Below are 23052 nucleotides of genomic sequence, written 5' to 3'. Positions count from 1 at the left end.
CACTAGGCTCCGCCTGCGTTTGGCTTCCGTCGGCAGTTTGCCGGCTGTGACTGCGCGATAAAACACGCCCTCTAAGGAGACACCGCCGATGAACAAACTGACAGCAGCTACCGGTGCGGGAGTCACCGTCCTCGCGCTGAGCCTGGCGCTCGTGGGCTGTGGCTCCGATGAGAAGACGACCACCTCCAGTTCCAGCTCGACGACGTCTTCGTCGAAGGCACCGTCGTCAGCCGAGGAGACCACGACGTCCGAGGAAGAACCCACCACCTCGGCGGAGGCATCCGGCCCCAACAAGACGATCGTCGACTACATCAAAGAGAACAAGATCACCGCGGTGGATGTGAAGCGCGGCGATCCCGGCCCGACGATCGACCTACCGTTGCCCGACGGTTGGGAACCCAAGGAGGGTCTGCCGTCGGCCCCCTACGGTGCGATCGTCTATCCCAAGAGCGCTGTGCCGGACAACCCACCGCGGATTCTGGCGATCCTGTCCAAACTGACCGGCGATGTCGACCCCGAGGAAATCCTGACGCTGGCCCCAGGTGAGCTCAAGAACCTGCCCGGCTACAACGGCGGCGAGGGCGAGCGGGACAAGCTCAGCGGTTTCGATGCGGTTCAACTCGGTGGCACCTACACCGATGGCGGCAAAACCGGTATGGTCGCCCAGAAAACTGTGGTGATTCCCGTTGACGGCGCCGTATATGTGTTGCAGCTCAACGCCTTTGCCGATGAATCGGAAGCCGGCATCATGGGCGATGCGACAAACATCATCGACGATAAGACAAAGATCACGCCCTGACCGAATCTGACCGCATACTGTCGGCGCGCAATCTGAGTTTGCGCGCCGACAGTTGCGTATCCCAGACCTTTTCCCCGGTGGCTCTCGCGATGTGTTCGGCCTGACGCAAGGACGCCCGCGCTGCGCCCGAATCACGGTGTGCAGCTTCGATATCGGAGAGCAACGCATAGTAGAGCGGCGAGAATATCCGCCTGCCGCCCTGGGAATGCACGGCCATCGCGGCCCGCATCTCGTCGGTGGTGTCTATCCCGCCGGGACCCACTCCGCGGGCCCAGGCCCCGATGATGCGGGCGCCCGGCACGAACTGGTCGATACCGAGCCCGGACAACTCCTCGAGCACCTCATCGGCACGCTGCGCCAGGCCGGCGGACTCCCCCAGCATCGCGCAGCGTTGGATATCGGCGGTGCGGACCACCGCGACACCGAAAGCGTCCCGCCGGCCCACACCAAGGGTGATCCCCGCTGAGATCGACGCTGCGGCACTGTCCAGATCACCCAGCAAGGCATGCACATGGCCGGCCACGCCGTGGGAAATCACCGTGAACGACGCCAGCGCCCCGTACTTCTCCCAGTCCACTGCAGGCACCTCATCATGAAGTGCGGCAAGTGATTTCAGACTCGAGTCCAACCGCCCACGCATGAACTCGCTCAGCGCCCTGATGTAATACCCGGCGGACCCGGACAGCGCATCGCCGGTCTTGGCATAGAACGCGATCAGTCCGTCCGAGAGGATCGTCGCCTCGTGGTACCGACCCGAACCACACGCCTCAAGGCAGCCCATCGCCACCACCGTCGTGAATTGATCTGCATCAGCATCAATTTCGGACGAGCGACGTAGATCGTCGAGCACCTTGACCGAACTCTGCCCATTGACCACGGCCTCGACCGAGGCCAATTGCAGCCGCAGATCGGACTCACGGTCGACGCGTTCCGCCCCGGCGGGCAGCCGGGTACAGATATCGAGGGCACGCCGATCGAGCTCGGCGATATCCGAATACGCCGAGCGGCCCCAGGCATCGTTGCGGGCCCGCTCGACCAGGAGCAGCGAGATACCCGCATCCAGCTCAGCACCGGCGCGCCAGGCGTGCTCTGCGCCATCGACGGCGTCCTGAGCGGTGGTCGCGGCGGCGTCTTCGGCATAGACCGTGGCAAAATCGGCATGCATCTTCGCGCGCGCGACGCTGGTCAGTTGCGCGGCGATGGCATCGCGGACCAGCCCGTGGCTGAAACGGTAGCGGCCGGGATGATCCGCTGTCTCGCCGATCAATCCGGCCACCAGCGCCGCCTCGAGTTGAATCGCGACGGCCACCACAGTGGTGTGCAGGGCCGCCGCCAATCGGGACGTGCCGAATTCGATCCCGAGCACCGCCGCCGCTGTCAACACGGTTCTGGTGGCCCTGGGCAGATCGGCCATCCGCCGCCGGATGATCCCCGATACCGCATCAGGCACGTCATCGCCGTCGATCTCGCAGGTGGTGTCATCCAGGCGCCCGTCATCGTGCAGCAGACGCGTCAATTCCCTGATGTAGAAGGGGTTTCCACCGGTCCGCGATCGTACGGCGGCGACAAACTCCGGTCGCGGCACCGCACCGCAGAGATCCTCGATCAGCGCCGCAGTCGCCTCGTCGTCAATCCCGCGCAGCGTGATCGTGGAGACGTCCGAACGGCTCAGCAACCGGTCGAAGGCGCGGGCCCGGACCGGTCGATCTGCCCCGCCGTCCTGCCAGGTCGCCAGTATCAGCAGTGGTGTGCGATGCACGGATGCGGCCAGCAGTTCCAACACATCTCGGGTCAGCCGATCAGCGCGATGCAGGTCGTCGAGCACGATGACCGCAGGCCATTTCATTGACAGTTCAGTCACTGCCGTCGCGGTGGCCTGGGCAATCTCGAAGGCCGACTTCTCGAAACTCGCAGTTGCCTCATCGGGTGGCGGAACCGTGGTCAACCCCAGATCCTTGACCTGGTGGCCGACCTGTCCGGCCAGTCCGCGCAATGCGTGCGTCCAGGCCCACGAGGGTGGTCGTCGCGTTTCCCCGGAATGGCCGGCCCATACCGTCGCCATCCCCAGTTCATCGGCAAGGTTGGCCACTTCGGTGGCCAGTGCGGTCTTGCCGACGCCCCGGTCGCCGGTCAGCACAGCAACGGCGCCACGGCCATCCGAGGCGGCGACCAGCGCCGTGCGTAACCGCTGCAGCTCCCTGGACCGACCGAAAAGCCCGTCACGGCGGCGCGCCTTCGGGGATAACCGCACGACAGTGGATTGGTGCGGCCGCCAATCCAGATCGGTCGATTCGGTGCGGATCTCGTTGGCCAACCGCTCCAGCGCCAATCCGGGGCGCACGCCGAGTTCCTCGTCGAGCACTGCCTCCACTCTGGCGTACGCATGCAGGGCGTCGGTGCGGCGGCCGGCCCGATACAACGCCAGCATCAACTGACCCCAGAGTCGTTCGCGCATGGGGTTGGTCGCTACCTCAGCCTCAAGGGCGGAGATCAGTTCGACGTTATGGCCCAACCGCAGCTCGGCTTCGAAACGCGTCTCGACGGCATCGGCCCGAAGCGCCTCCAGCCGGTGTACTTCGTGATCGGTGAACGGTTGATCCCGGAAGTCGGCCAGCGGCGCCCCCCGCCACAAGGTGAGCGCCCGCGCCAGAACCCGAGCTGCCCCGGTGGCGTCACCGTTGTCGAGAAGCCGACGGCCGTCGACGATCAGCGATTCGAATTCCCTGATGTCCAGGCGGTGCGCCCCCAGATACAGCCGGTAACCCTTGGCCTCGGTGACCAGGCGGACCTCATCGCCCAGGATCCGGCGCAGGTTGGCGATATAAGCCCGCAGCGACGCGACAGGTTTCGGCGGCGGGGCGTCATGCCAGACGTAGTCGATCAGCTGGTCGATCTCGACACTACGGTCGGCATCGAGCAGCAGTGCGGCCAACACGGAACGCTGGCGCAGGCCCCCGATCGGTAGCGGCGCACCGTCGCGCGAGACCACCATGGGCCCCAGCAGCAGATAATCCATCACCCTCCATGTCGGGCACGAACGCCGATTCGCCGATATTCCAATCAGAATCCAACATGCTCTGGTTACTGTCGCACGGCAAACATGTCAATGCCCGATGAATCCACCTGGTGAAGAGGCGCAGCAAATGACGACCGGTGACCGCGTTCCGGACGAACCGCAGGCACCTCAGCGCGGACGGACCCGCGAAGAACTCGGTCGCGATATCAGCGCAGCGCAGGCCGAAGCCGAGGCGGCGCCAACGGCGTGGAAGCGGTTTCTGCACTCGATGAGCCCGAAGCTCGTCTGGTCGATGGCCGAGGGCTATCCGGTGGTGATCAAGCAGTTCCTGCAGTTCTGTCTGATCCTGATCTATCCCGGCTGGGTGGCTGGCGTGCTGTTCTCGATGGTCGTCTATGGCTTGTTCTACATCACGGTGTACCCGGTGCTGTGGGTACTGTTCTGGCCCATGCGCAACTATCAGAAGAAGCATCACCCCGAGGAGTACGCCGAGAGCCAGCGAAAAAAGTAGTGGGCCTGTTCACGCGCTCCCCCGACGTCGAGGTGACGGTGACGCCTGCGGTGGTGACCCCACGACAGACGGTCACCGCGACGGTGTCGACCACCGCGCCCGTGCACAATGTCACCGCGGCGCGCCTGGAGTGGGGTTACACGAACTTCTTCCGCTACCACTGGGCCGGTCGGTCCGACTCCATGGCGGCCCAGGGCAACGACTCCCTGTCGACCATCGGCGATGTCGGGACCAACTACGGCGGCGACCGTGACACCGATGAGTGGGTGGCCGTCACCAGGGTCGAATTACCCATTGCCACCGGTGAATTCACCGGTGGGACGTCGTCGTTCCGGGTGCCGTCGTGGGCGCCCGGCTCCTCGAAGCTCATCGCCGCCTGGTCGTGCCGGCTGGTCGTCGAACGGGCCGGACGTGATATCGACGAGCACAGCGAGTTCACCGTCAAGATCGGGCAATCGGATGTGCCTGATTTCGATCATCTGGACGAACCGGTCGAAGTGCTCAGCGGTGCCGCGGAAACCGTGATCGATATCGTGCTGCCGACCCGCATCTTCGTCGCAGGTGCGCCCATCCGTGGGCACACCGTGCTCACCCCGACCATCGATCTGCCCGACGGCGACCTCGCGATGAGCTGGCAGCGGCGCCGGGCATCGCACCCGTTGACCCGCAATCCCTCCGAGGGCGGTTCGCTGGATGGCCCGATCGTGCAGTTGGACAAGCGGATTCCGTTACGGGCCGGCGTGCCCATCACCGTGGCCTTCGAGATTCCGTTACCGGCCGACGCGCCGCCCACCGCCGCCGCCGTGCATTCGTCGATGGACTGGTATGTGCAGGCACGGATGTTCTACGCCGGTTTCACCGGCCATCTGACCGAACGCGCCGTGAAACCCATCATCGTGGTCAACACCGTCTGAGCAACGGTCTAAACAGCAAGTATCGACTCCCAAGAATCCGCCAAGGATCCTTGGAGACCTAACGCGCAATCTTTTCTCAACGGCCCCGACCGGAGCCACACCGAAGAGAAAAGGACAACGCAATGTCTCGCATCGCCCGCATCATCGCACTGCCCCTGCTGACCGCCGGAATCCTCGGTGGCGCACTCGGACTGGCCAGCACGGCCAGTGCCAGCATCACCTTCGACGACCGTGGCGGCGCGGTCGCCACCCCCGACACCTACGCCGACCCGGCGACCACCTACGTGCCCTGGAGCTCATGGATCCAGACCGCCGAGGTAATGGTTCCGCAGGTCGACACCACCGTGGTTCAGAGTCGCTGACCCACCCCAAAGACGCGGGTCTGTGGTGTGCTGACCCGAGCGCACCACAGACCCGCCCCACCCGAGAGGACATCATCATGAAAACCATCATCCGTACCGCGATTGCGGTCGCCGCCCTCAGCGCGGCCGGCCTCGGACTGGCGGGACCGGCCATCGCCGCACCGCTGAACGACCCCGCAGGCCTGTGCAGCTACCACAACGACAAGGGCGACTGCTGGGTCTCGGCGTCGGCACCGTCGGTCAACATCGACATGGTGTTTCCCGCGAATGACCCGCAAGAGCAGGCCATCGTCGACTACCTGACCGGAATCCAGAACGACTTCAACGCCAATACCTCCCCCGGCGGCCTGGACGACCCCAAGCCGATGCAGGAACTGGACGTCACCACGACCGCGTACACGTCAGGGACACCCGGGGCGGGCACGCAGACCACTGTGGTCAAGGTGTACCAGAACGAGGGCGGCCCCTACCCGAACACCTACTACAAGAGCTTCGTCTACGACACTGCGACCAAGGCGCCGATCACCTTCGACACGCTCTTCCGGCCCGGCAGCCAACCGTTGGGCGCGATCCTGCCCATCGTGGAGGATGCGATGACACGTGAAGCGGGACAGCCGATCACCGTCGATCCCACTATCGGACTCGACCCGGCCAACTACCGGTCCTTCGCTATCACCAACGATGCCGTGATCTTCTTCTTCGACAAGAACCAGTTGCATCCGGCCTTCGGTGACATCCAGGTCTCGGTACCGCGCACCGCCGTTGCCGCCATGCTCAACCCCGGTCTCTAGGCCCGCGATGCGGCCGACGCCTCAGCCACCTGCTCTGGCGTCGGCCGCACACCGGTGTACCGCTCGAACTGCTCGGCCGCCTGCAGCGCAATGACTTCGGCGCCGGTGATCACCTTTTTACCCGCGGCCCTGGCCGCGGTGATCAGTGGCGTCTCCGAGGGCAACGCCACCACGTCGAACACCGTGTCGGCCGCCGCGATGGCCTCTGCGGTAAAGGGATTGTCGCGCTCTTCGGCTCCCCCGGCCATCCCGACCGGTGTCACGTTGACGATGATCGACGCTGCCGCGCCACCGATATGTGAGCGCCAGTGATAGCCCAGCTTCTCCGCCAGTTCCGGTCCGGCCGACTCGTTGCGGGCGACCACGATACCGTCGTGAAAACCGTTGTCCCGGAAGGCTGATCCCACCGCTTTGGCCATCCCACCGCTGCCGTGGATCAGCACCGACTGATCGCAGCGCAGGCCGTGTTCGGCGATCAGCCGCTCGACGGCGATGTAGTCGGTATTGGAGGCGGTCAGCACACCGGAGTCGTTGACGATGGTGTTGACCGAGTGGATAGCGCGCGCCGAGTCCTGCACATGGTCGACCAGCGCGATGACATCTTCCTTGAAGGGCATCGACACCGAGCAGCCACGGATACCGAGGGCCCGCACACCACCGATCGCCCCGGCGATATCGGTGGTGGTGAACGCTTTGTAGATGAAGTCGATGCCGAGGCGGTCGTAGAGGTAATTGTGGAACCGCGTGCCGATATTGCTCGGCCGCGCGGCCAACGAGATGCACAACGTGGTGTCCTTGTTCAGCGCGGGCCTGCCCATCTCAGCCGACCGCCTCGATCACCTGGCGGGCGACCCCGCGGATCTCTTCGATCAACTGCCGGGGTAGATGAACATCGCGCCGGTCCGGCACATCGATCACTGTGGTCACAATCCCCAGATCCTCTCGTACCCAATAGGCGCCGAACCCGTCGAGGATAGAACGCATCGCCAAGTTGTCCGAAAGTACGCGGGCCGAGAACTTCTCGACACCGTCAACCCAGGCCGCGACGGCCAGCGCCTTCATCAGGAACGATCCGACGCCCTTGCCCTGGTAAGCGTCGCCGACGATGAAGGCGATCTCGGCATGCGTCGGGTCGACCTCCTCGCGGACGAATCGCGCATCGGCGACGATATTGTCTTCCGCCACAGCCGGGTCGATCATCACCCAGACGAAGTGGTCGACGTAATCGACTTCGAACAGATAGTCCATCAACGATTTTGTGGGCTCGCGGGCCGTCATGAACCGCCGATAGAGCGTCTCACTGGAGAATTCCACCGTCCCGTTGGTGGCCCTGGCACTGTCCCCCGGCAGCACTGGACGCAGCAGCAGTTCGGTGCCGTCGCGCAGACGGACCGGCATCGGGGTGATGAAGGCCGCCAGCCGCTGGCGCGCCGTGCGCACCAGGCGGTCCTTGACACCGGGGATGTCGGCCATGCACGCAAAGGCCTCGGTATCGCCGATCCAGCCGGTCAGCGCCTCGATCGTGGTGACCGTTGCGGTCCGCGGTTGATCGCGCAGCAATGCCATCTCGCCGACGATCCGGCCCGCGGATACCTCGTCGACCATCACCACGCCGTCATCGCCGACGTGTCGGACTTCCGCGCGGCCCGACGAGATCAGCAGAAAGGAAACCGCCCGCTCACCCTGACGCATCAGTGCCTGCCCAGGCGCCGACCGCAACGGCTGCATCCGCTCGGCGAGCGGGATCAGATCTTTCACGCGGCAACCGGCGAAGACCTCCATGGTGGCGAGGTCATCCGCCCGAAGTTCAGTCAGTTCTGACATATCCCGGACATCCCAGCTATTCCTTCGATTGCACCGAGCCTACGTGCGTCCACACTGATCGGGTGAGCAATTCCGAACCGATGCTGGGCCTTGGCCTGATCGTGGTCTGCGTGGTGATGGCGATCGCCGCGGGCGTGATCAGCCGGCTGTTTCTGCGCAGCTCGCCGTGGGTCGTGCCGCGGGCGGGGGCGCGCGCCGCGCTCCAGCTGGCTGCGGTCGCCTCAGTGCTGGCCGCCGCGATGACCCACCTCTGGTCCTCAGTCCTGGTCCTCGCCGTGATGTTCACGGTCGCGACGCTGACAGCTGCGCGACGCAGCCAGGCAGATACCGGTTCACTGTGGCTGATGGCCGCCCTCGGAGCGGGGATGGTCGCTGTTCTGCCGCTGCTGTTGTCGTCCGGGGTCGTGCCGTTGGTCGGTTCGGCCATCGTCCCGGTGTTCGGCATCGTGCTCGGCGGCACCATGACGGCCTCCGCGGTCGCCGCCCGACGGGCGCTGGACACACTGAATCAGCGCCACGGCGAGGTCGAGGCAGCCCTGAGTCTGGGCCTGTCCGAACGGGATTCGCGGATGGAGGTGATCGAACGTCCCATCCGCGATTCGCTGCTGCCGAATCTCGATCAGGCCCGCACCGCCGGACTGGTCACGCTGCCAGGAGCTTTCGTCGGGGTCCTGCTCGCGACAGGCTCGGCAGCACAGGCCGGCGCGGTTCAGGTCCTGGTGCTGATCGCGTTGCTGCTCTCCCAGACATGCGGGGTCGCTGTGGTCGGCGAGCTGGTGGCGCGCGGTCGGATGACGCGGACCGCACAGGTCATCGACTGAGCCCGCGGAGCAGGGCGACACCGGTGATGATCTCCCAGGCGATGATCGAGTAGACAGCCCCGCGTTCGACCACCCCGACCGGGAACACGGTCAGTGCCAGAAGGCAGCCGATCCCGAATATCCCCAGCGCCACGCTGGTGTGAGAGTAGGCCGGCGACAACCCGATTTGCGCGCCGCCGACACCAGCAAGGATGACGGCGACGTTGCCGCCGATGATCGCCAGCCCCGCACCGATGATGTGCAGCGGAACCGCGCCGTCCGGCCCGCTGGGGAAGGCGCCGACGAGGATGTTGCCGACGGCGTTGGCCGCGGCCGCCAGCATGAATGCCCAGCCGATGGCTCCCGGCGCCGGGCACGCGCGGATCAGCACGACCGCGCCGGCCAGGAACAGCACGCCGTGCACCATGAAGCCGCCGACGTTCATCACTGCCGAGGTGCCGAGATCGCTGATGTAGTTGCTCAGGTATCGGTAGCCCGGATGGCGGCCCGCCGCAACCGCTTCGCAGACGACGTACACACCTGCACCGAGCAGCCAGATCACTGCCGCCGTACGCGCAGCATTCACCTCTAGTAGCGACCACCCTGCGCGGCAGGCAGCGCATCGAGTTCGTCGATGTCCTGCGCCGTCAACACCACGTCGGCAGCGCCCGCGTTATCGACGAGGTACTTCGGCGTCTTGGTGCCGGGAATCGGGACCACCTGATCGCCCTGGGCGACCACCCACGCGAGCGCAACCTGGGCCGGTGTCGCGCCGAGGCGCTCGGCGATGGCGCGGACCTGTTCGACGATGGCCACATTGGCCTCAAGCGCATCCCGCTGGAAGCGCGGCAGCCCTCGCCGGAAATCCCGCTCGGGCAGGTCGTCCACCGAGGCGAACGTGCCGGTGAGGAAGCCGCGGCCCAGCGGGGAGAACGGTAGGAAGCCGATGCCGTTGGCACTGCAATACGGCAGCACCTCCGCCAGCACGTCGCGCGTCCACAACGACAGCTCGGACTGCACCGAGGTCACAGGGTGTACCGACTGCGCCACCGCGATCTGCTTGACGGTGACCTCGGATAACCCGATGAACCGGGCCTTACCCGCGGTCACCGTTTCCGCCATCGCACCCCAGGTTTCGGCCAGCGGGACCTCCGGGTCGACCCGGTGCAGCTGATAGAGGTCCACGTGATCGGTCTGCAGCCGTCGCAGACTGTCGTCGATTGCCGCCCGCACGTGCTCGGGTCGTCCGTTGGGGGCGATCTTCGGCGTACCACCGGGACCGTTGCTCTGATCCACAGTCGTCAGACCGCATTTCGTGGCGAGCACGACCTGTTCGCGATACCCACCTGCCAGCGCCCGGCCGACCAGCTCTTCGTTGGTGAAGGGCCCATAGACATCAGCGGTATCGATCAGCGTCACACCCAGCTCGATCGCCTGGTGGATCACCGCAATCGAGGTCGCCTCATCGCGCGTCCCGCCGATATCGTAGGCGTGCGTCATACCCATGCAACCGAGGCCGATGACGCCGACGCTGGGGCCATTATCGCCCAATGTTGTTGTGCGCATTGATTTTTTCCCTCTCAGGGTCGGATCATGACTTTGAGTGCGGTGCGGTCGGCCATCGCCTGGTAACCCTGCGGCACCTCGTCGATTCCGATCGTGCGGTCGAAGACCTTGCCGGGTTCGATGACACCGTCGAGAATGTCGGGCATGAGCTCGTCGATATAGGCCCGCGCGGGTGCAACGCCACCGGTGAGGGTGATGTTGCGCATGAATTCTCTTACCCCGAACGGTACTTCGTTGTCCTGCGGGACACCGACCCGACTGACCACACCGCCGGCCCGTGCCACGCCGAACGCCGTCTGTAGTGACGGCGTGGTGCCGACGCACTCCAGCACGGTATGGGTGCCGTCACCACCCGTCAGTTCGCGGACCCGTTCGATACCTTCGTCACCACGTTCGGCAATCACTTCGGTGGCACCGAATTCGACACCGAGGTCGGTGCGGTCCTTGTGTCGGCCCATCAGCAGGATCTGCTCGGCACCAAGGCGTTTGGCGGCCAGTACCGCGGACAACCCGACGGCGCCGTCACCGATGACAGTCACGGTGGTGCTGGGCCCGACACCGGCGGTGACAGCACAGTGGTGGCCGGTGCAGAACACATCGGACAGTGTCAGCAGGGACGCCATCAATGCCGAGTCCGGCGCCACCGGCAGCTTCACCAGCGTGCCCTGGGCCTGCGGCACCCGCACCGCTTCTCCTTGGCCGCCGTCGACATTCTTCGAACCCCAACCTCCGCCGTGCCGGCACGAACTCTGCAGGCCCTCCCGACAGAAATCGCAGGTGTTATCGGCCCACAGGAACGGAGCGACGACGAGGTCGCCCTTCTTGAGACCTGCGACATCGGAACCGATGTCCTCGACGATGCCGATGAACTCGTGCCCCATCCGGCGCCCGCGCTCACTGACCGGCATCGAAGCGTAGGGCCACAGGTCGCTACCGCAGATACAGGACGAAGTGATCCGGACCAACGCATCGGTGGGCCCACGCAGGGCTGCATCGGGAACGTTCTCGATCCGAACGTCATGAGCTCCGTACATCACGGTGGCACGCATAGGGGGGTCCTCTCGTCGCAGGGTCCATACAACCCTTACAGATGCGACTGTGGGAGTGACTGGCGATCCGGGTATTGACAGATCCCCCCAGCACTACCGGCAGGTGGCGATCGCCTCCCAGGGTTCGAGCACCGTCGGCGCCTCAACGTGCACGCCTGCACTGGAAACGAGGACGGCACCCATCGGTGCCACCGCGACCGGCTGATCGGAGAAGTTTGCGTGCACCCGCAGCGGACCACTGTCGAAAGCCCAGCTGCACTCATTGACCGCGACCTCGCGGTAACCGGCCGACGGGTCGGCCAGGTGGGCCCGGCGCACCGCGATCAGCGTGCGCACCAGCGCCAGCATCGACCGCGGATCCGCGGTCTGATCCGCGACGTTCTGCGCGGTATCGGGGTGCACAGGCAACCATGGCGATCCGTGCGAGAAGCCACCCGATTCCGTTGCGTCCCAACGCATCGGTGCCCTGGCATTATCCCGTGGCCACTGGCCGTTCAACCCACCGGCGGTCAGTGGATCACGGTGGTGCCACGCCGGGATATCGCTATCGCCCATCCCCAGCTCGTCACCGTAGTAGAGGACATAGGCGCCCGGTAGCAGCGCGACGACGGTCTGCGCCAGTCGCGCGCGCCGGTCATCACCGGCCGCCCACCGGGTCGCTGCCCTGGACAGATCATGGTTGGAGGCTGCCCACACCAGGGCCGCACCGGCCGGGGTGGCCGCGACGGTGTCGGCGACAACACGGGCCAGTGCCGGTGCTTCGAACGGCGCGAAGATGAACGGGAAGTTCAACGCCAGCTGCAGTTCGTCACCGTCGCCGTAATATGGGGCCAGCTCGTCGACCCGGGACACCCACGTCTCCCCCATCAGCAGCGGCGGTTCGGCACGCTGCTCCGCCGCGGCCCGCCACTGCCGATAGACCCCGTGCACTTCGGGCTGGTTGAAGTTGTAGACGTGCTGTATCCCGTACCGGCCCTGGATCTCGGTATCCCCGATAACGGCCCGTGGGTGTTCGGGGTTATCGCGCAGCAGGCGGTCGTGATAGAGCCCGTTGGCGACGTCGATCCGGAAACCGGCCACACCGCGGTCCAACCAGAACTCGATGATCCGGCCGAACTCGGCATGTACCAACGGGTTCCACCAATTCAGGTCCGGCTGGGCATCGAGGAAGTTGTGCATGTAGTACTGCGAGGTCCCCTCGTCCCAGGTCCACGCCGGCTCGCCGGTGTCGTCGACCCAGTTGTTCGGCGGCGATCCGTCGGCTCGCGCGTCGGCCCAGACGTAATAGTCACGGTACGGCGAGGAACGTGACGATCGCGCTTCGATGAACCAGATATGGTGCGCACTGGTGTGATTGGGCACCAGATCCACTACCACCTTGATCCCGTGCCCGGCGTAGGTCGAGATCAGCGTGTCGAAATCGACCAAGGTTCCGAGGTCGGGGTGGATCCCCCGGTAGTCGGCGACGTCGTAGCCCCAGTCCCGATCCGGTGACGGCATGATCGGGGACAGCCACAGCGCGCTGACGCCGAGGTCGACCAGGTAATCGACCGCCTGGATCGCTCCCGGCAGATCGCCGTAGCCGTCACCGTTGGAATCCTTGAAGGATCGGACATAGGCGTGGTAGATGGTTCCGCCGACCCACCACGGGGCGGTCACTGGTAGAGCTCGTTGAGCGACAGACTGGTCGGCACCGCGACGTTATGGGCCGCTTCGACACCCTTGAGCCATGGCTGGGCCACCATGAAGTCGGAGACGTCGACGAGGTTGAGCCAGCACCCGGTTTCCTGGGCTTTCTCGGCCGCGATCGAAAAGGTATCGGGTGAACCGGTTTCCAGACCCTGGGCGATCAACGCCGTGGCCTCCGGTGATGAACAGCCGAAGAAGTTCACTCCGCCGTCGGGATCGAAATTGATGTGCTCGAACAGGTAGGGGTGCGGGGCGTCGGGGAAGCCGAGGTTGACCAGGATGTCCGGTGCACCGTCGCGGTTCTCGATCCAGCCGAACATCTGCGAGGCCGGGTAGCCCGTCTGGGTCGCGACCAGTCCAGCTTGGGACAGTTGGGTGCCCAGCAGCGCCGCCACCTGCTGATTGTCGGGCGATGACGAGTCGTATCCGATGGTGATCGCCCGGTTGTTGGCCGGTAGCGCCTCGACGGCCGCCGTGAGCGCCGCCGGATCGTGCGCAATGTTCTGCACGGCGTATTTGGGGTCGTTGATATTGGCCGGGTAGATCTGTTTGGCGGCAGTTCCCCTGCCGAAGTACGCATTCGCGGCCAAGGCCTCGATGTCGACAGCTTTCAGGAGTGCCTGGCGCACTGCCACATTCGACATCACCGGCGTCAGCGGATTGACGTACATATAGTCCGACATCGCCGTCGGCAACGTGTAGCTGGAGAACTTGGAGTTCCTTTTGTAGGTCTGCACCGCCGACGACGGTAGATCATGCAGGATGGCGGCCACCGACCCGTTATCGAGTTGCAGTTGCTGCGCGGTGCTGTCGGTGATGACCGGGATGTCGACCACCGTGTAGTACGGCTTCTTACCCCAGTAATCGGGGTATGACGAGAGCTGATATTTCTCACCGACTTTCGCCTCGGTGAGGGTGTACGGTCCGGTTCCGACATCGTGAGTCGTCAGGTAGGCCTGCCCGTGATCGTTGGCTGCGTTGGCAGCCAGCGCGGTCGGGCTCATCATCTTCGGCCCGTACGGTGACGCGAGCTCGTAGAGGAAGGCCGAGTTCGGCGCCTTGAGCCGGATGGTCGCCGCGTAATCACCCTGCGGCTCAACAGACTCGACATCGGAGACCATGTAGGCCGGGCCTTGGTCGACCGCGGCGCGACGGTCGAAGGACGCTTTGATCGCCGCCGAGGTGAAGGGGGTCCCATCGTGGAACGTGACGCCCTCGCGCAGCTGGAAGGTGAAGGTCTTGTGGTCCGGTGACTCGGTCCAGCTGGTCGCCAACGACGGGGCGAGTTCTGAGTCGGCTTTGCCCGCGGCGAACGTCAGCAGGCCCTCGTAGGCGTTCGTCGTCAACAGCAGCCCCTGCGTGCCATAGAACACGTCAGGATCCGGCGGCTGCCCGGGGTCCTGCAGGAATGACAGCTGCAGCGTGGTGCTCTCAGGTGCGGCATTGGGCGTATCCGAGCCGCCAGAACCGCACCCGGCAAGCAGGAGGGCAGCGGCCAGAGCTGCTGCGAGACAGACGGTCCGCCTGGGGCGACCGACGGATATTAGCGGCATGAGCGGATCACTCCTGGGTACACGAGCCGGATTGGTTAATCGATTTACCTGAGCTTGGGGCCGGTCCGCACCGCTGTCAACTCGACAGGAAAAATCGAGGTCATCGGGGCTTCCCCGCCAGGTTCGCCGACCGCGGATGCGGTACCTTCTCGCGGTGGTGACGATGAAGGATGTGGCCCTGGCGGCGGGGGTATCGCCTGCCACGGTGTCGAATGCCTTCGGTGGTCGGCCGGGCAAGCTTTCCGAGGCCCAGCGCGTCCGCATATTCGAGGTCGCCGCCGAACTCGGTTATCACGGGCCCGATCCGGCCGGGCGTGCCCTCCGCACTGGGGTGATCGGCGCGATCGGCGCGATGTTCACCGAATCGCTGTCCTTCGCCTTCGACGATGCCTCGGCAGTCCTTCTGCTGAAGGGCATTTCGCAGGTCGCTGAGCGGGCCGATCTCACCTTGTCCCTGCTGCCGTTTCCGCCGCCGACACCGGGTGAAGACGTGGCCGCCCGACGCGAGCGTGATGCCGATGTGGTCAGGGGCAGTCTGGTCGATCGCTTCCTGGCCTATTCGATGCCCGATGACCATCCCGCAGTGGTCACCGCGATCGCCCGGCATCTGCCCACCGTCGTCATCGACTCCCCCCGGCACAAGGGTGTGCACTACGTGGGAATCCGCGACCGAGCCGCGGCCCGGCAGGCGGCCGAGCATCTGCTATCGCTGGGCCATCAGAAGATCGCCATTCTTGTCGACCGGCTGGTGCCCGACGGGCAACGCGGATTCGTCACCGCGGCGCGGCTGAAGGCGACCGCCGAGGCGGTGCCGCGTGAACGGCTCCGCGGTTACCGCGACGCCCTGACCGGTGCGGGTATCGCGTGGTCGTCGGTTCCGATCCTGGAAGCCGGCGGGCTGACCGTGCCGCTGTTCGACATCGCCGCCGATGTCCTGCTGGATACCCACGATGTGACGGCCGTGCTTGCGGTCAACGACGAACTCGCCATGGCGGTGCTGCGCGCGTGTGGGCGGCGCGGTATCGCGGTGCCGGAGGACCTGTCTGTCGTCGGATTCGACGATGTACCCGCAGCGGCCGACGCAGGCCTGGCAACGATCCACCAGTCGTTCCTGGAGAAGGGCCGCGTCGCAGCGCAGTTGTTGACCGAGGATCCCTCGTCGGCGCCCAAGAACATCCTGCTGCCAACGCATTTCATCGAGCGTTCATCGACCGCCCCACCTAAGCAGTGAGATGCGACGCCAGGAAGTTAAACACTGACCGTGCCTGATGCCCGGTGATCCGCTGCACCGTGTCGGTTACCCGGTCCTCGGAACCTCGACTGATGGCTTCCTCCATGCTCGCGAGGATGGCCGCGAACTCGGCGGGTACGCCCGATTCGGCAATGTTGCGTGCCTGCTCGGCCGTGCTGACGCGAATGTGACGGGTAGGCCGCCCCGTCAGTTCCGTGAACATGCCGCAGACATCGTCGTAGCTCAGGGTTTCCGGTCCGGTGACCACGTACTCGCCATTAGGCGGGGCATCCTGCAGTAGCAAATGCGTTGCCACGTCAGCGATATCGGCAATATCGACAAAGCCGACCCGACCATCTGCTGTCGCGGTGCTGACATTGCCGCTGCGCAGGCCCACCGCTACCGGGTGATTGCCGGTGAAGTTCTCCATGAACCAGGAGGGCCGCAGCACCGCCCATTCCGCAACGCTGTCGGACACGAGGCGGTGCAGTGCACCGAGTCCAGAGTCGCCCGCCTCGGTGGCCGATGAGCTGAGCAGGACGACCCGGCGTAGGTCGCCGGCGCGGCCACGCTCGAGGAATGGTCGAACGATCGGCGCCGGATCGGCTGATCCGATAGGCGCGATGAGGTACATGCGCTCGACGCCGGCAAGAGCGTCGGCGTGCGTGCCGGAGTCAGTCCAGTCGAATCGGACACCACCGGGGCCTGGGTGGCGGGAGGCCGCCCGGACCGTCGCACCTGCGGCGGTGAGCAGTCGGCACACGATGGTTCCGGTGTGCCCGGTCGCCCCGGTCACCAGGATCGGTGCGCTCATCGACCCGGCACTTGGTCAATCGGCGCGGTTGAACCGAGCGCGGCGACAGCGGCGAGTGGGCTCCAATAGTCGCGATACGACGTGATGCCGTCGGCGCCCACCGCGATCACCGCGATGTAGCGCATGACATAGGGCGACTGGGATTCGACGGCGAGGCCCTCGACCTCGAATTCCACGATGACCGTCTCTGGGTCGACGGTGTGATGCCTGGTCTGGGAGGCGATTGCGCGGACGTCGAGCATGTCGGTATAGCCGGCCAGGTAATCGACGATCGCGGCCCGCCCCTCCAGGCGAGCGGGTTGCCCTGGTCCTGCGAACGGGAAATCCATCGTGCCCGTGCGCGTCCATAAATGAGCGAATCCGGTCATATCGTGCGCCAGGAGGAGTTCCAGGGCGCGGTCGACGACAGCGTCGGTGTGCTCCCGGCGCTTATCGCCCACATCGTGAATGGTCATCATCAGCCTTCCGCTTGGACGGAACGGTAACGTCCGACTTCGACCGTACATGAAGTTGGACGATACGGTGCCGTCCAAGATAGGCTTCGGCAATGACCTCAGCGCCCCGTGCGCCCACCGGAGCCGCCGTCTTCAGTGCCAACGTGACTGACGCGATCACCGATGCGGCGATCGATTCCCTGGTGGAGAACGGCTACGCCAAGTTGTCCATGGAGGGCGTCGCCAAACGCGCCGGCGTGGGCAAGAGCGCTCTCTATCGCCGATGGCCGTCGAAAATCGAGATGGTCATCGACCTGCTGGCCAAGCTCAGCGTCCCCGTCGATGCCCCAGTCGACACCGGCACGCTGCGCGGCGATATCCGCGCACTGCTGCAAGACATCACCAACTGGTTCACCGACCCGCGGATGCGCTCGATACTGCCCAGCCTCATCGCCGAGTACGAGCGCAACCCGGCCCTGGCCGAGGCCAGCGCGACGTATATCGGCAACCCTCGTCGTGCGTGGGCACGAGAGGCTCTTGAGCGGGCAGAGCAACGCGGCGACGTGACAACCGAGCAATCGGACCTACTGCTCGATCTGCTGGCGGCGCCGACCTACTGGCGGGTCACCCATGGCCGCCCCGTCGACGAGGCCTACCTTGACCTGCTCGCCGACATGCTGTCTCGCGGCGTGGGAGCACCGTGACTTCGGCCCTGCTCTGCCACTTTTGCCTGACGCGCAGAATCGGGTAATGCAACTCGCGGCGCTGACCAGCAGAGCGCGTTTTGTCATCGGTTCCGATCCCGGCCGGCTGCGGCTTCGCGCGGCTGCGGCGACCACGCTCTCGCTGATCCTGGCAATGATCGCGCTACTGGCTTTTACCCGCGTCGCGCATCAACCGGTGACCGTCGCCATGCTGGGCACGATTGTCGCGATGCAATCCGCAGCCGCGGTGAAAGACCGCCAACAGCACAGTCGAGTCGTCACCACCCTGTTGCTGTTCTTCCCCTCGATCGGTGCGGTCGCATTGGCTGCGCTGCTCACGCCGCTGGGCAAGATCGCCGACGTCGGGTTCATCGCGGTGCTCTTCGGCGCCGTCTGGGTCCGGCGGTTCGGCCCACGCGGTAACGCCCTGGGCATGGTCGCTTTCATCTCGTACTTCTTCGCCCTGTTCCTGCGGGCGACGCCGCAGCAGATCCCGATACTGGCCGTGGCGATCGCCGTCGGGTTGAGCGCCTCACTGCTGGTGCGGACGGTCATCTTTCCCGACCGGCCCCGCGTCGAGATGCGCCGCCTGGTCCGTGCGCTCCGCGGCGCCTCGACGGCGGTGTTGGAGGTCTCCACCAACAGTGGCGACTACGACCTGGCGATACTTCGGCGACGCCTGGACCGGCTCAGCGATACCGCGCTGATGATCGATGACTGGCTCGATCGGCACGACGCAGCGCAGACGCTGAGCATCACCAGCGAAGACCTTGCGCTGCGCGTCTTCGACGCCCAGATCGCCATGGAGCAACTGGCCAGCCTGCTCTGGGCACTTGATCCGAGCAAGGTCTGGCCGAGCGGACTCGACGATGCCATCGCATCGCTGCGAATATGCTTGCAGCACAACCCCTCTGAGGACCGGCTGCGCGCCGCCCGCAAACGTGCCGCAACGGCCGCGGACCGTGCAGATCTGTCCGGCTCCGAAGGTCTGGCGACCGTGCTGGCCTACCGGGCGGTGCAGGCCCACCTGGCCATCCACCACATCACCACGAACGCCCTCGCCTCCGCCGAGCCCCCTGCTGCCGAGTCCCCGGCTGCCGAACCAGGGGAAGCAACCGATGACGAGGCGGCGCCCGGGCTCAATCCCAGCACCAAGGCCGCCATCCAGGTGGCCGTCGCCACCAGCGCGGCCACCGTCCTGGGGGAACTGATATCCCCCGACCGCTGGTACTGGGCGGTGCTGACCGCCTTCCTCGTCTTTACCGGCGTGTCCACCCGCGGTGAGATCCTCACCCGGGCAGGTCACCGCCTCGTCGGCACCATCGCCGGCGTGGTGGCCGGGGTAGCGCTGGCGACCGTGGTCGGACAGAACGCGCCGGTCCAGATCGTCCTGCTGGTGATCTGTGTGTTCTGCGCCTTCTATCTGGTCGCGGTCGCCTACGCGTGGCTGACCTTCTTCGTCACCGTGCTGTTGGCGATGTTGTACGGGCTGCTCGGCAATTTCAGCGTCCAGGTGCTTGAACTGCGCATCGCCGAAACAGCCGCCGGCGGCCTCGTCGGCATTGCCTCGGCGTACTTCATCTTCTCGACCAGTACCCGCGCCACCTTCATCGACAAGGTCAACGACTACCTCGACCGGATGGTCGAGGTGATCCATGCCGGTATCGACTCGGTGTTGGCACCCGGTGGTGAGACCGACCTCGTCGCCGAGACCCGTCGCCTCGACAACGCCCTGCAGGACGTCATCACCGCCGGTAAGCCGCTGCAGATCGGCCCTGCCATCCGGAGTCGCCGCGGCGCGCAACGCCTGCTGCGCGGATTGCAGGCCAGTAACCGGTCGGCGCATGCGCTGGCCAGGGCGGGGGTGAACGCGGCACGGGCGGATCCCGATTCCGCTCCCCCTGACGTCACCGCCGCGGCGTTGCGTGACGCCGCCGACCACGCATGCGCCAGGGTCAACGCGGTAAAACAGGCACTGGCCGGGGCCGGCGTCGAAACGTCGGCGACGGCCACCGAGACAGTAATCCTGGATGTGATGGCGTCATCCCCTATTCCGCCGGGGCCCGTGCGCGGCGCGGTGCGGGCGCTCAACACGCTGGACCGCGCACTGGCCGAAGTCACGACGCGCGTGTAGGCGCTATCTGCTGAGACGTAAATAACATCGGTTTGCCAATGTGTGAAGTCCCACGGCGCTCCGACGCGGCGTTTATTAGAACATCTACTAATATCCGTGGGATGGGTCGGGATCCCCTGTACAACAGCATCAATGCCGCCGAGATCAAGATCGAGGACTACCTCGACGAGATGGGCAATATCGCGCTGCCTGACGGCGCTACGTTGACCGCCTACCTTGATCGCAATACCGCCACTTTCGGCGACGCCCCCGCCTATCGCTACCTCGATTACACCCTCGACAGCAACGGCGCGACGGTTGAACTGACCTGGGCTCAACTCGGCGCCAGGGTCCGCGCGGTCGGCGCCCGCCTCCAACAGCTGACAACCCCCGGTGACCGGGTGGCGATCCTGGCACCACAGGGCCTCGACTACGTCGTCAGCTTCTTCGCCGCGATCAAAGCGGGCGCCATCGCAGTGCCGTTATTCGCCCCGGAGTTGCCCGGCCACACCGATCGGCTCGACGCGGTACTCACTGACGCGCAGCCCGCCGTGGTCCTCACCACCGCCGCAGCCGCCGAGTCCATCAACACGTTCCTGCGGGCACGCTCACCGCAGAAACGTCCCAGGGTGATCGCCGTTGACGCACTACCGGACTCAGTGGGCCGAACCTTCACCCCGGTCGCCGCGGCCGGCGACGATATCGCCTACCTGCAGTACACCTCGGGTTCGACGCGCACGCCCGCCGGCGTCGAGATCAGTCACCGCGCGGTCTGCACCAATGTGCTGCAGATGGCCATCGCCGGTGACCTCGATACGAATATCCACAGCGTCAGCTGGCTACCGCTGTATCACGATATGGGCCTGATGATGATCATGTTCCCGGCGCTGTGCGGGGGCTACATCACGCTGATGTCGCCGCTGGCTTTCGTCCGGCGTCCGCACCGGTGGATCAAACACCTCGCCGCCGAAGCAGCACTGGGCCGGACCTTTGCCGCCGCCCCGAACTTCGCGTATGACCTTGCCGCCCAACGTGGTTTGCCCGCCGAAGGCGAAAGCCTGGACCTGCGTAACGTGGTCGGGCTGCTGAACGGATCTGAACCCGTCACGATGGGTGCGATCAACCGCTTCAACGAGGCCTTCGCCCCCTATGGGCTGCCGCCCACGGCCATCAAACCCTCCTACGGGATGGCCGAAGCCACGCTGTCGGTGGCGACGATCGCACCTGAGGCCCGTGCCACCGCGATCTATCTCGACCGTGACAGTTTTGCCGAAGACCGCGCTGTGGTCGTGACAGCCGATGCGCCACAAGCGGTTCCGCAGGTGTCGTGCGGTCAGGTCATCATCGGTCAATGGGCGGTGATCGCCGACGGTGCCAATGGCGCAGAGGTTCCCGACGGCCAGGTCGGCGAGATCTGGTTGCACGGTGACAATATCGGCAGCGGATACTGGGGCCGGGCGCACGAGACCGAACTGGTCTTTCGGAACAAAGTGCAGTCGCGGCTGGAAACCGGAAGTCATGCCGAGGGTTCACCGGAAAACGGCTTCTGGTTGCGGACAGGCGATCTCGGCGTTTACCTCGACGGCGAGCTCTACATCACCGGCCGGATCAAAGACCTCGTCATCATCGACGGCCGCAACCACTATCCGCAGGATATCGAGGCGACGGTATCTGAGGCTTCGACCGCGGTCCGCGCTGGTTTCGTCGCCGCATTCTCGGTGCCCGCCAATGAATTACCGGGCGCCACCACCGATGACGCCACCGAGAAACTCATCGTCATCGCCGAGCGCGCCGTCGGCGCGGGTCGCGCCGACGGAGAACCGATCGCCGAAGCCATCCGGACCGCGGTATCGCGGCGCCACGGTCTCGGACTTGCCGACGTACATCTGGTTGCCGCCGGGGTCATCCCGCGCACCACGAGCGGCAAGTTAGCCCGCCGTGCCTGCCGGAGTCGCTACCTCGACGGTGCGTTCGCACACTGACTAGATAGTCGAAGACAGAAACTTCCGAATATGGTCGGCCATCTCGGGTGCGGCGGTGTCCAGCGCGAAATGACCGCCGTCGACGACGTGCACCTCGGCGCCGGGAACGTCGCGTTGGATGGCAGCCGTCTCGGCGATCAAAAACGACGGGTCGTACTTGCCCCACAGCACCAGAGTTCGCGGTTGGTGCTCGCGCAGCCAGGCGTCCCACGCCTCGTATGAGGCGACATTGGTCCGGTAGTCATAGAACAGATCGAGCTGGATATCGCGCTGCGCCGGATCGCTGAGGAATCGGTACTCGTCGGTCCAGAGGTCCGGGTCGTAACGTTCGGTGTCGGGGTCAGTGCCGAGATGCCGTTGCCGGGTAGCTGTCAGCGAGAAGAAGTTCACCCGCAGCGCGGCCTCATGAGCGGCGCGGTCGGCCCAGAACGCCCGCCGCGCATCCCACAGCGGTCCAAGCGCATCCGGATGCAGCGCGGCATTCTGAATGATGAGGCTTTCCAACCGTTCTGGGTGCGCAACCACGAGCCTCATCCCGAGTGGGGCGCCGTAGTCCTGTACGTAGAGGTGATAGCTCGCCAGGTTGAGGGCTTCGGCGAAATCTTCGATCACGTCCGCGAGGTGGTCGAAGGTGTAGGCGAAGGTCTCCGGCGCAGGCCAGTCACTGTGGCCAAATCCAGGGAAGTCGGGGGCGATGAGGCGGAAACGGTCGGACAGCCTGCTCAGCAAGGGCTCGAACATCCTCGACGACGAGGGGAAGCCGTGCAGGAGCAGCAGCACGGGAGCGTCGACCGGACCGGCTTCCCGGTAGAAGATCGACACCCCGTCGACCGGCACCGTGCGGTAGGTGGTCGCGGTGATCGCCCGCCCAGGCATGCCACTCCTATCGATCGATGGCCA

21 protein-coding genes are annotated in these 23052 nt (G+C 65.4%); 10 read left to right on the top strand and 11 right to left on the bottom strand.

The features are described from left to right. Positions 1-88: 88 nt before the first annotated feature. Positions 89-799 carry an envelope biogenesis lipoprotein LpqN gene (gene lpqN, locus ADBZ9O_RS08810; protein ID WP_526530319.1) on the top strand — a complete coding sequence of 237 codons (711 nt, stop codon included), beginning with the start codon at positions 89-91 and terminating at the stop codon, positions 797-799. Here the strand turns inward: lpqN and ADBZ9O_RS08805 are convergent. After that, a complete protein-coding gene (locus tag ADBZ9O_RS08805) occupies positions 789-3815 on the bottom strand; it encodes an ATP-binding protein (RefSeq protein ID WP_526530317.1) in 3027 nt (1008 codons plus the stop codon). The two genes, lpqN and ADBZ9O_RS08805, sit on opposite strands and share 11 nt — an antisense overlap. A gap of 127 nt (positions 3816-3942) precedes the next feature. Between ADBZ9O_RS08805 and ADBZ9O_RS08800 the strand changes: the two genes are divergently transcribed. The 4 genes from ADBZ9O_RS08800 to ADBZ9O_RS08785 all read left to right on the top strand — a co-directional run bounded on the left by ADBZ9O_RS08800 (position 3943) and on the right by ADBZ9O_RS08785 (position 6393). After that, positions 3943-4326, top strand: a complete 384-nt coding sequence (locus ADBZ9O_RS08800; protein WP_526530315.1) for a hypothetical protein — start codon at positions 3943-3945, stop codon at positions 4324-4326. Next, entirely contained in the window at positions 4326-5240 is a 915-nt protein-coding gene (locus ADBZ9O_RS08795) for a hypothetical protein (protein ID WP_526530313.1), read from the top strand. Before ADBZ9O_RS08800 ends, ADBZ9O_RS08795 begins: the two co-directional genes overlap by 1 nt. Positions 5241-5362: 122 nt before the next feature. Continuing rightward, the gene (locus ADBZ9O_RS08790; protein ID WP_526530311.1) at positions 5363-5602 is read left to right on the top strand and encodes a hypothetical protein; all 240 of its coding nucleotides are present in this window, start codon (positions 5363-5365) and stop codon (positions 5600-5602) included. Between the two features lie 77 nt (positions 5603-5679). Next, on the top strand, positions 5680-6393 hold the full coding sequence (locus ADBZ9O_RS08785; protein WP_526530309.1) for an esterase: 714 nt from the start codon (positions 5680-5682) through the stop codon (positions 6391-6393). On the opposite strand, the gene ADBZ9O_RS08780 is transcribed toward ADBZ9O_RS08785, so the two are convergent. Together ADBZ9O_RS08780 and pat are read right to left on the bottom strand one after the other, a co-directional pair. Continuing rightward, positions 6390-7211, bottom strand: a complete 822-nt coding sequence (locus ADBZ9O_RS08780) for a shikimate 5-dehydrogenase (protein ID WP_526530307.1) — start codon at positions 7209-7211, stop codon at positions 6390-6392. The two genes, ADBZ9O_RS08785 and ADBZ9O_RS08780, sit on opposite strands and share 4 nt — an antisense overlap. A 1-nt stretch (position 7212) precedes the next feature. Continuing rightward, a complete protein-coding gene (gene pat / locus ADBZ9O_RS08775; protein ID WP_526530305.1) occupies positions 7213-8217 on the bottom strand; it encodes an acetyltransferase Pat in 1005 nt (334 codons plus the stop codon). A gap of 62 nt (positions 8218-8279) precedes the next feature. Here pat and ADBZ9O_RS08770 point away from each other — a divergent pair, with 62 nt between their 5' ends. Next, positions 8280-9038 (top strand): ABC transporter permease, encoded by a 759-nt coding sequence (locus tag ADBZ9O_RS08770; RefSeq protein ID WP_526530303.1) that lies wholly within the window; start codon positions 8280-8282, stop codon positions 9036-9038. Here the strand turns inward: ADBZ9O_RS08770 and ADBZ9O_RS08765 are convergent. The 5 genes from ADBZ9O_RS08765 to ADBZ9O_RS08745 all read right to left on the bottom strand — a co-directional run bounded on the left by ADBZ9O_RS08765 (position 9028) and on the right by ADBZ9O_RS08745 (position 14874). After that, positions 9028-9603, bottom strand: a complete 576-nt coding sequence (locus ADBZ9O_RS08765) for a DUF998 domain-containing protein (protein ID WP_526530301.1) — start codon at positions 9601-9603, stop codon at positions 9028-9030. The two genes, ADBZ9O_RS08770 and ADBZ9O_RS08765, sit on opposite strands and share 11 nt — an antisense overlap. A gap of 2 nt (positions 9604-9605) precedes the next feature. Further along, positions 9606-10583 carry an aldo/keto reductase gene (locus tag ADBZ9O_RS08760; protein WP_526530299.1) on the bottom strand — a complete coding sequence of 326 codons (978 nt, stop codon included), beginning with the start codon at positions 10581-10583 and terminating at the stop codon, positions 9606-9608. A gap of 14 nt (positions 10584-10597) precedes the next feature. Next, the gene (locus ADBZ9O_RS08755) at positions 10598-11632 is read right to left on the bottom strand and encodes a zinc-binding dehydrogenase (RefSeq protein ID WP_526530297.1); all 1035 of its coding nucleotides are present in this window, start codon (positions 11630-11632) and stop codon (positions 10598-10600) included. Between the two features lie 93 nt (positions 11633-11725). Next, positions 11726-13291, bottom strand: coding sequence for an alpha-amylase family glycosyl hydrolase (locus tag ADBZ9O_RS08750; RefSeq protein WP_526530295.1), 1566 nt, complete (start codon positions 13289-13291; stop codon positions 11726-11728). Next, positions 13288-14874 (bottom strand): ABC transporter substrate-binding protein, encoded by a 1587-nt coding sequence (locus ADBZ9O_RS08745; RefSeq protein ID WP_526530293.1) that lies wholly within the window; start codon positions 14872-14874, stop codon positions 13288-13290. The genes ADBZ9O_RS08750 and ADBZ9O_RS08745 overlap by 4 nt, the downstream gene beginning before the upstream one ends. A 136-nt stretch (positions 14875-15010) precedes the next feature. Here ADBZ9O_RS08745 and ADBZ9O_RS08740 point away from each other — a divergent pair, with 136 nt between their 5' ends. Further along, a complete protein-coding gene (locus ADBZ9O_RS08740) occupies positions 15011-16105 on the top strand; it encodes a LacI family DNA-binding transcriptional regulator (RefSeq protein WP_526530291.1) in 1095 nt (364 codons plus the stop codon). On the opposite strand, the gene ADBZ9O_RS08735 is transcribed toward ADBZ9O_RS08740, so the two are convergent. Next, on the bottom strand, positions 16095-16919 hold the full coding sequence (locus tag ADBZ9O_RS08735; RefSeq protein WP_526530289.1) for a Rossmann-fold NAD(P)-binding domain-containing protein: 825 nt from the start codon (positions 16917-16919) through the stop codon (positions 16095-16097). The genes ADBZ9O_RS08740 and ADBZ9O_RS08735 overlap by 11 nt on opposite strands. Continuing rightward, entirely contained in the window at positions 16916-17377 is a 462-nt protein-coding gene (locus tag ADBZ9O_RS08730; RefSeq protein ID WP_526530287.1) for a nuclear transport factor 2 family protein, read from the bottom strand. The genes ADBZ9O_RS08735 and ADBZ9O_RS08730 overlap by 4 nt, the downstream gene beginning before the upstream one ends. Before the next feature lie 89 nt (positions 17378-17466). Between ADBZ9O_RS08730 and ADBZ9O_RS08725 the strand changes: the two genes are divergently transcribed. The 3 genes from ADBZ9O_RS08725 to ADBZ9O_RS08715 all read left to right on the top strand — a co-directional run bounded on the left by ADBZ9O_RS08725 (position 17467) and on the right by ADBZ9O_RS08715 (position 22152). Continuing rightward, positions 17467-18057, top strand: coding sequence for a TetR/AcrR family transcriptional regulator (locus ADBZ9O_RS08725; protein WP_526530285.1), 591 nt, complete (start codon positions 17467-17469; stop codon positions 18055-18057). Between the two features lie 46 nt (positions 18058-18103). Further along, the gene (locus tag ADBZ9O_RS08720) at positions 18104-20191 is read left to right on the top strand and encodes an FUSC family protein (RefSeq protein ID WP_526530283.1); all 2088 of its coding nucleotides are present in this window, start codon (positions 18104-18106) and stop codon (positions 20189-20191) included. A 101-nt stretch (positions 20192-20292) separates the two neighbouring features. Beyond that, positions 20293-22152 carry a fatty acyl-AMP ligase gene (locus ADBZ9O_RS08715; RefSeq protein ID WP_526530281.1) on the top strand — a complete coding sequence of 620 codons (1860 nt, stop codon included), beginning with the start codon at positions 20293-20295 and terminating at the stop codon, positions 22150-22152. Here the strand turns inward: ADBZ9O_RS08715 and ADBZ9O_RS08710 are convergent, their stop codons facing one another. Beyond that, positions 22153-23028 carry an alpha/beta fold hydrolase gene (locus ADBZ9O_RS08710; RefSeq protein ID WP_526530279.1) on the bottom strand — a complete coding sequence of 292 codons (876 nt, stop codon included), beginning with the start codon at positions 23026-23028 and terminating at the stop codon, positions 22153-22155. Positions 23029-23052: the final 24 nt, after the last annotated feature.

Source organism: Mycobacterium sp. (assembly GCF_965229105.1).
Taxonomy (GTDB): domain Bacteria; phylum Actinomycetota; class Actinomycetes; order Mycobacteriales; family Mycobacteriaceae; genus Mycobacterium.
Note: the sequence above shows the minus strand (reverse complement) of the source record. Positions and strands in the feature narration are given on the sequence as shown.

Excerpts from the sequence above, each read along its gene's own strand:
- ADBZ9O_RS08710 (WP_526530279.1), bottom strand. The coding sequence starts at position 23,028 with ATGCCTGGGCGGGCGATCACCGCGACCACCTACCGCACGGTGCCGGTC.
- ADBZ9O_RS08760 (WP_526530299.1), bottom strand. The coding sequence starts at position 10,583 with ATGCGCACAACAACATTGGGCGATAATGGCCCCAGCGTCGGCGTCATC.
- ADBZ9O_RS08755 (WP_526530297.1), bottom strand. The coding sequence starts at position 11,632 with ATGCGTGCCACCGTGATGTACGGAGCTCATGACGTTCGGATCGAGAAC.
- ADBZ9O_RS08745 (WP_526530293.1), bottom strand. The coding sequence starts at position 14,874 with ATGCCGCTAATATCCGTCGGTCGCCCCAGGCGGACCGTCTGTCTCGCA.
- lpqN (WP_526530319.1), top strand. The coding sequence starts at position 89 with ATGAACAAACTGACAGCAGCTACCGGTGCGGGAGTCACCGTCCTCGCG.
- ADBZ9O_RS08725 (WP_526530285.1), top strand. The coding sequence starts at position 17,467 with ATGACCTCAGCGCCCCGTGCGCCCACCGGAGCCGCCGTCTTCAGTGCC.
- ADBZ9O_RS08735 (WP_526530289.1), bottom strand. The coding sequence starts at position 16,919 with ATGAGCGCACCGATCCTGGTGACCGGGGCGACCGGGCACACCGGAACC.
- ADBZ9O_RS08785 (WP_526530309.1), top strand. The coding sequence starts at position 5,680 with ATGAAAACCATCATCCGTACCGCGATTGCGGTCGCCGCCCTCAGCGCG.
- pat (WP_526530305.1), bottom strand. The coding sequence starts at position 8,217 with ATGTCAGAACTGACTGAACTTCGGGCGGATGACCTCGCCACCATGGAG.
- ADBZ9O_RS08780 (WP_526530307.1), bottom strand. The coding sequence starts at position 7,211 with ATGGGCAGGCCCGCGCTGAACAAGGACACCACGTTGTGCATCTCGTTG.
- ADBZ9O_RS08730 (WP_526530287.1), bottom strand. The coding sequence starts at position 17,377 with ATGATGACCATTCACGATGTGGGCGATAAGCGCCGGGAGCACACCGAC.
- ADBZ9O_RS08740 (WP_526530291.1), top strand. The coding sequence starts at position 15,011 with ATGCGGTACCTTCTCGCGGTGGTGACGATGAAGGATGTGGCCCTGGCG.
- ADBZ9O_RS08715 (WP_526530281.1), top strand. The coding sequence starts at position 20,293 with ATGGGTCGGGATCCCCTGTACAACAGCATCAATGCCGCCGAGATCAAG.
- ADBZ9O_RS08805 (WP_526530317.1), bottom strand. The coding sequence starts at position 3,815 with ATGGATTATCTGCTGCTGGGGCCCATGGTGGTCTCGCGCGACGGTGCG.
- ADBZ9O_RS08720 (WP_526530283.1), top strand. The coding sequence starts at position 18,104 with ATGCAACTCGCGGCGCTGACCAGCAGAGCGCGTTTTGTCATCGGTTCC.
- ADBZ9O_RS08800 (WP_526530315.1), top strand. The coding sequence starts at position 3,943 with ATGACGACCGGTGACCGCGTTCCGGACGAACCGCAGGCACCTCAGCGC.
- ADBZ9O_RS08790 (WP_526530311.1), top strand. The coding sequence starts at position 5,363 with ATGTCTCGCATCGCCCGCATCATCGCACTGCCCCTGCTGACCGCCGGA.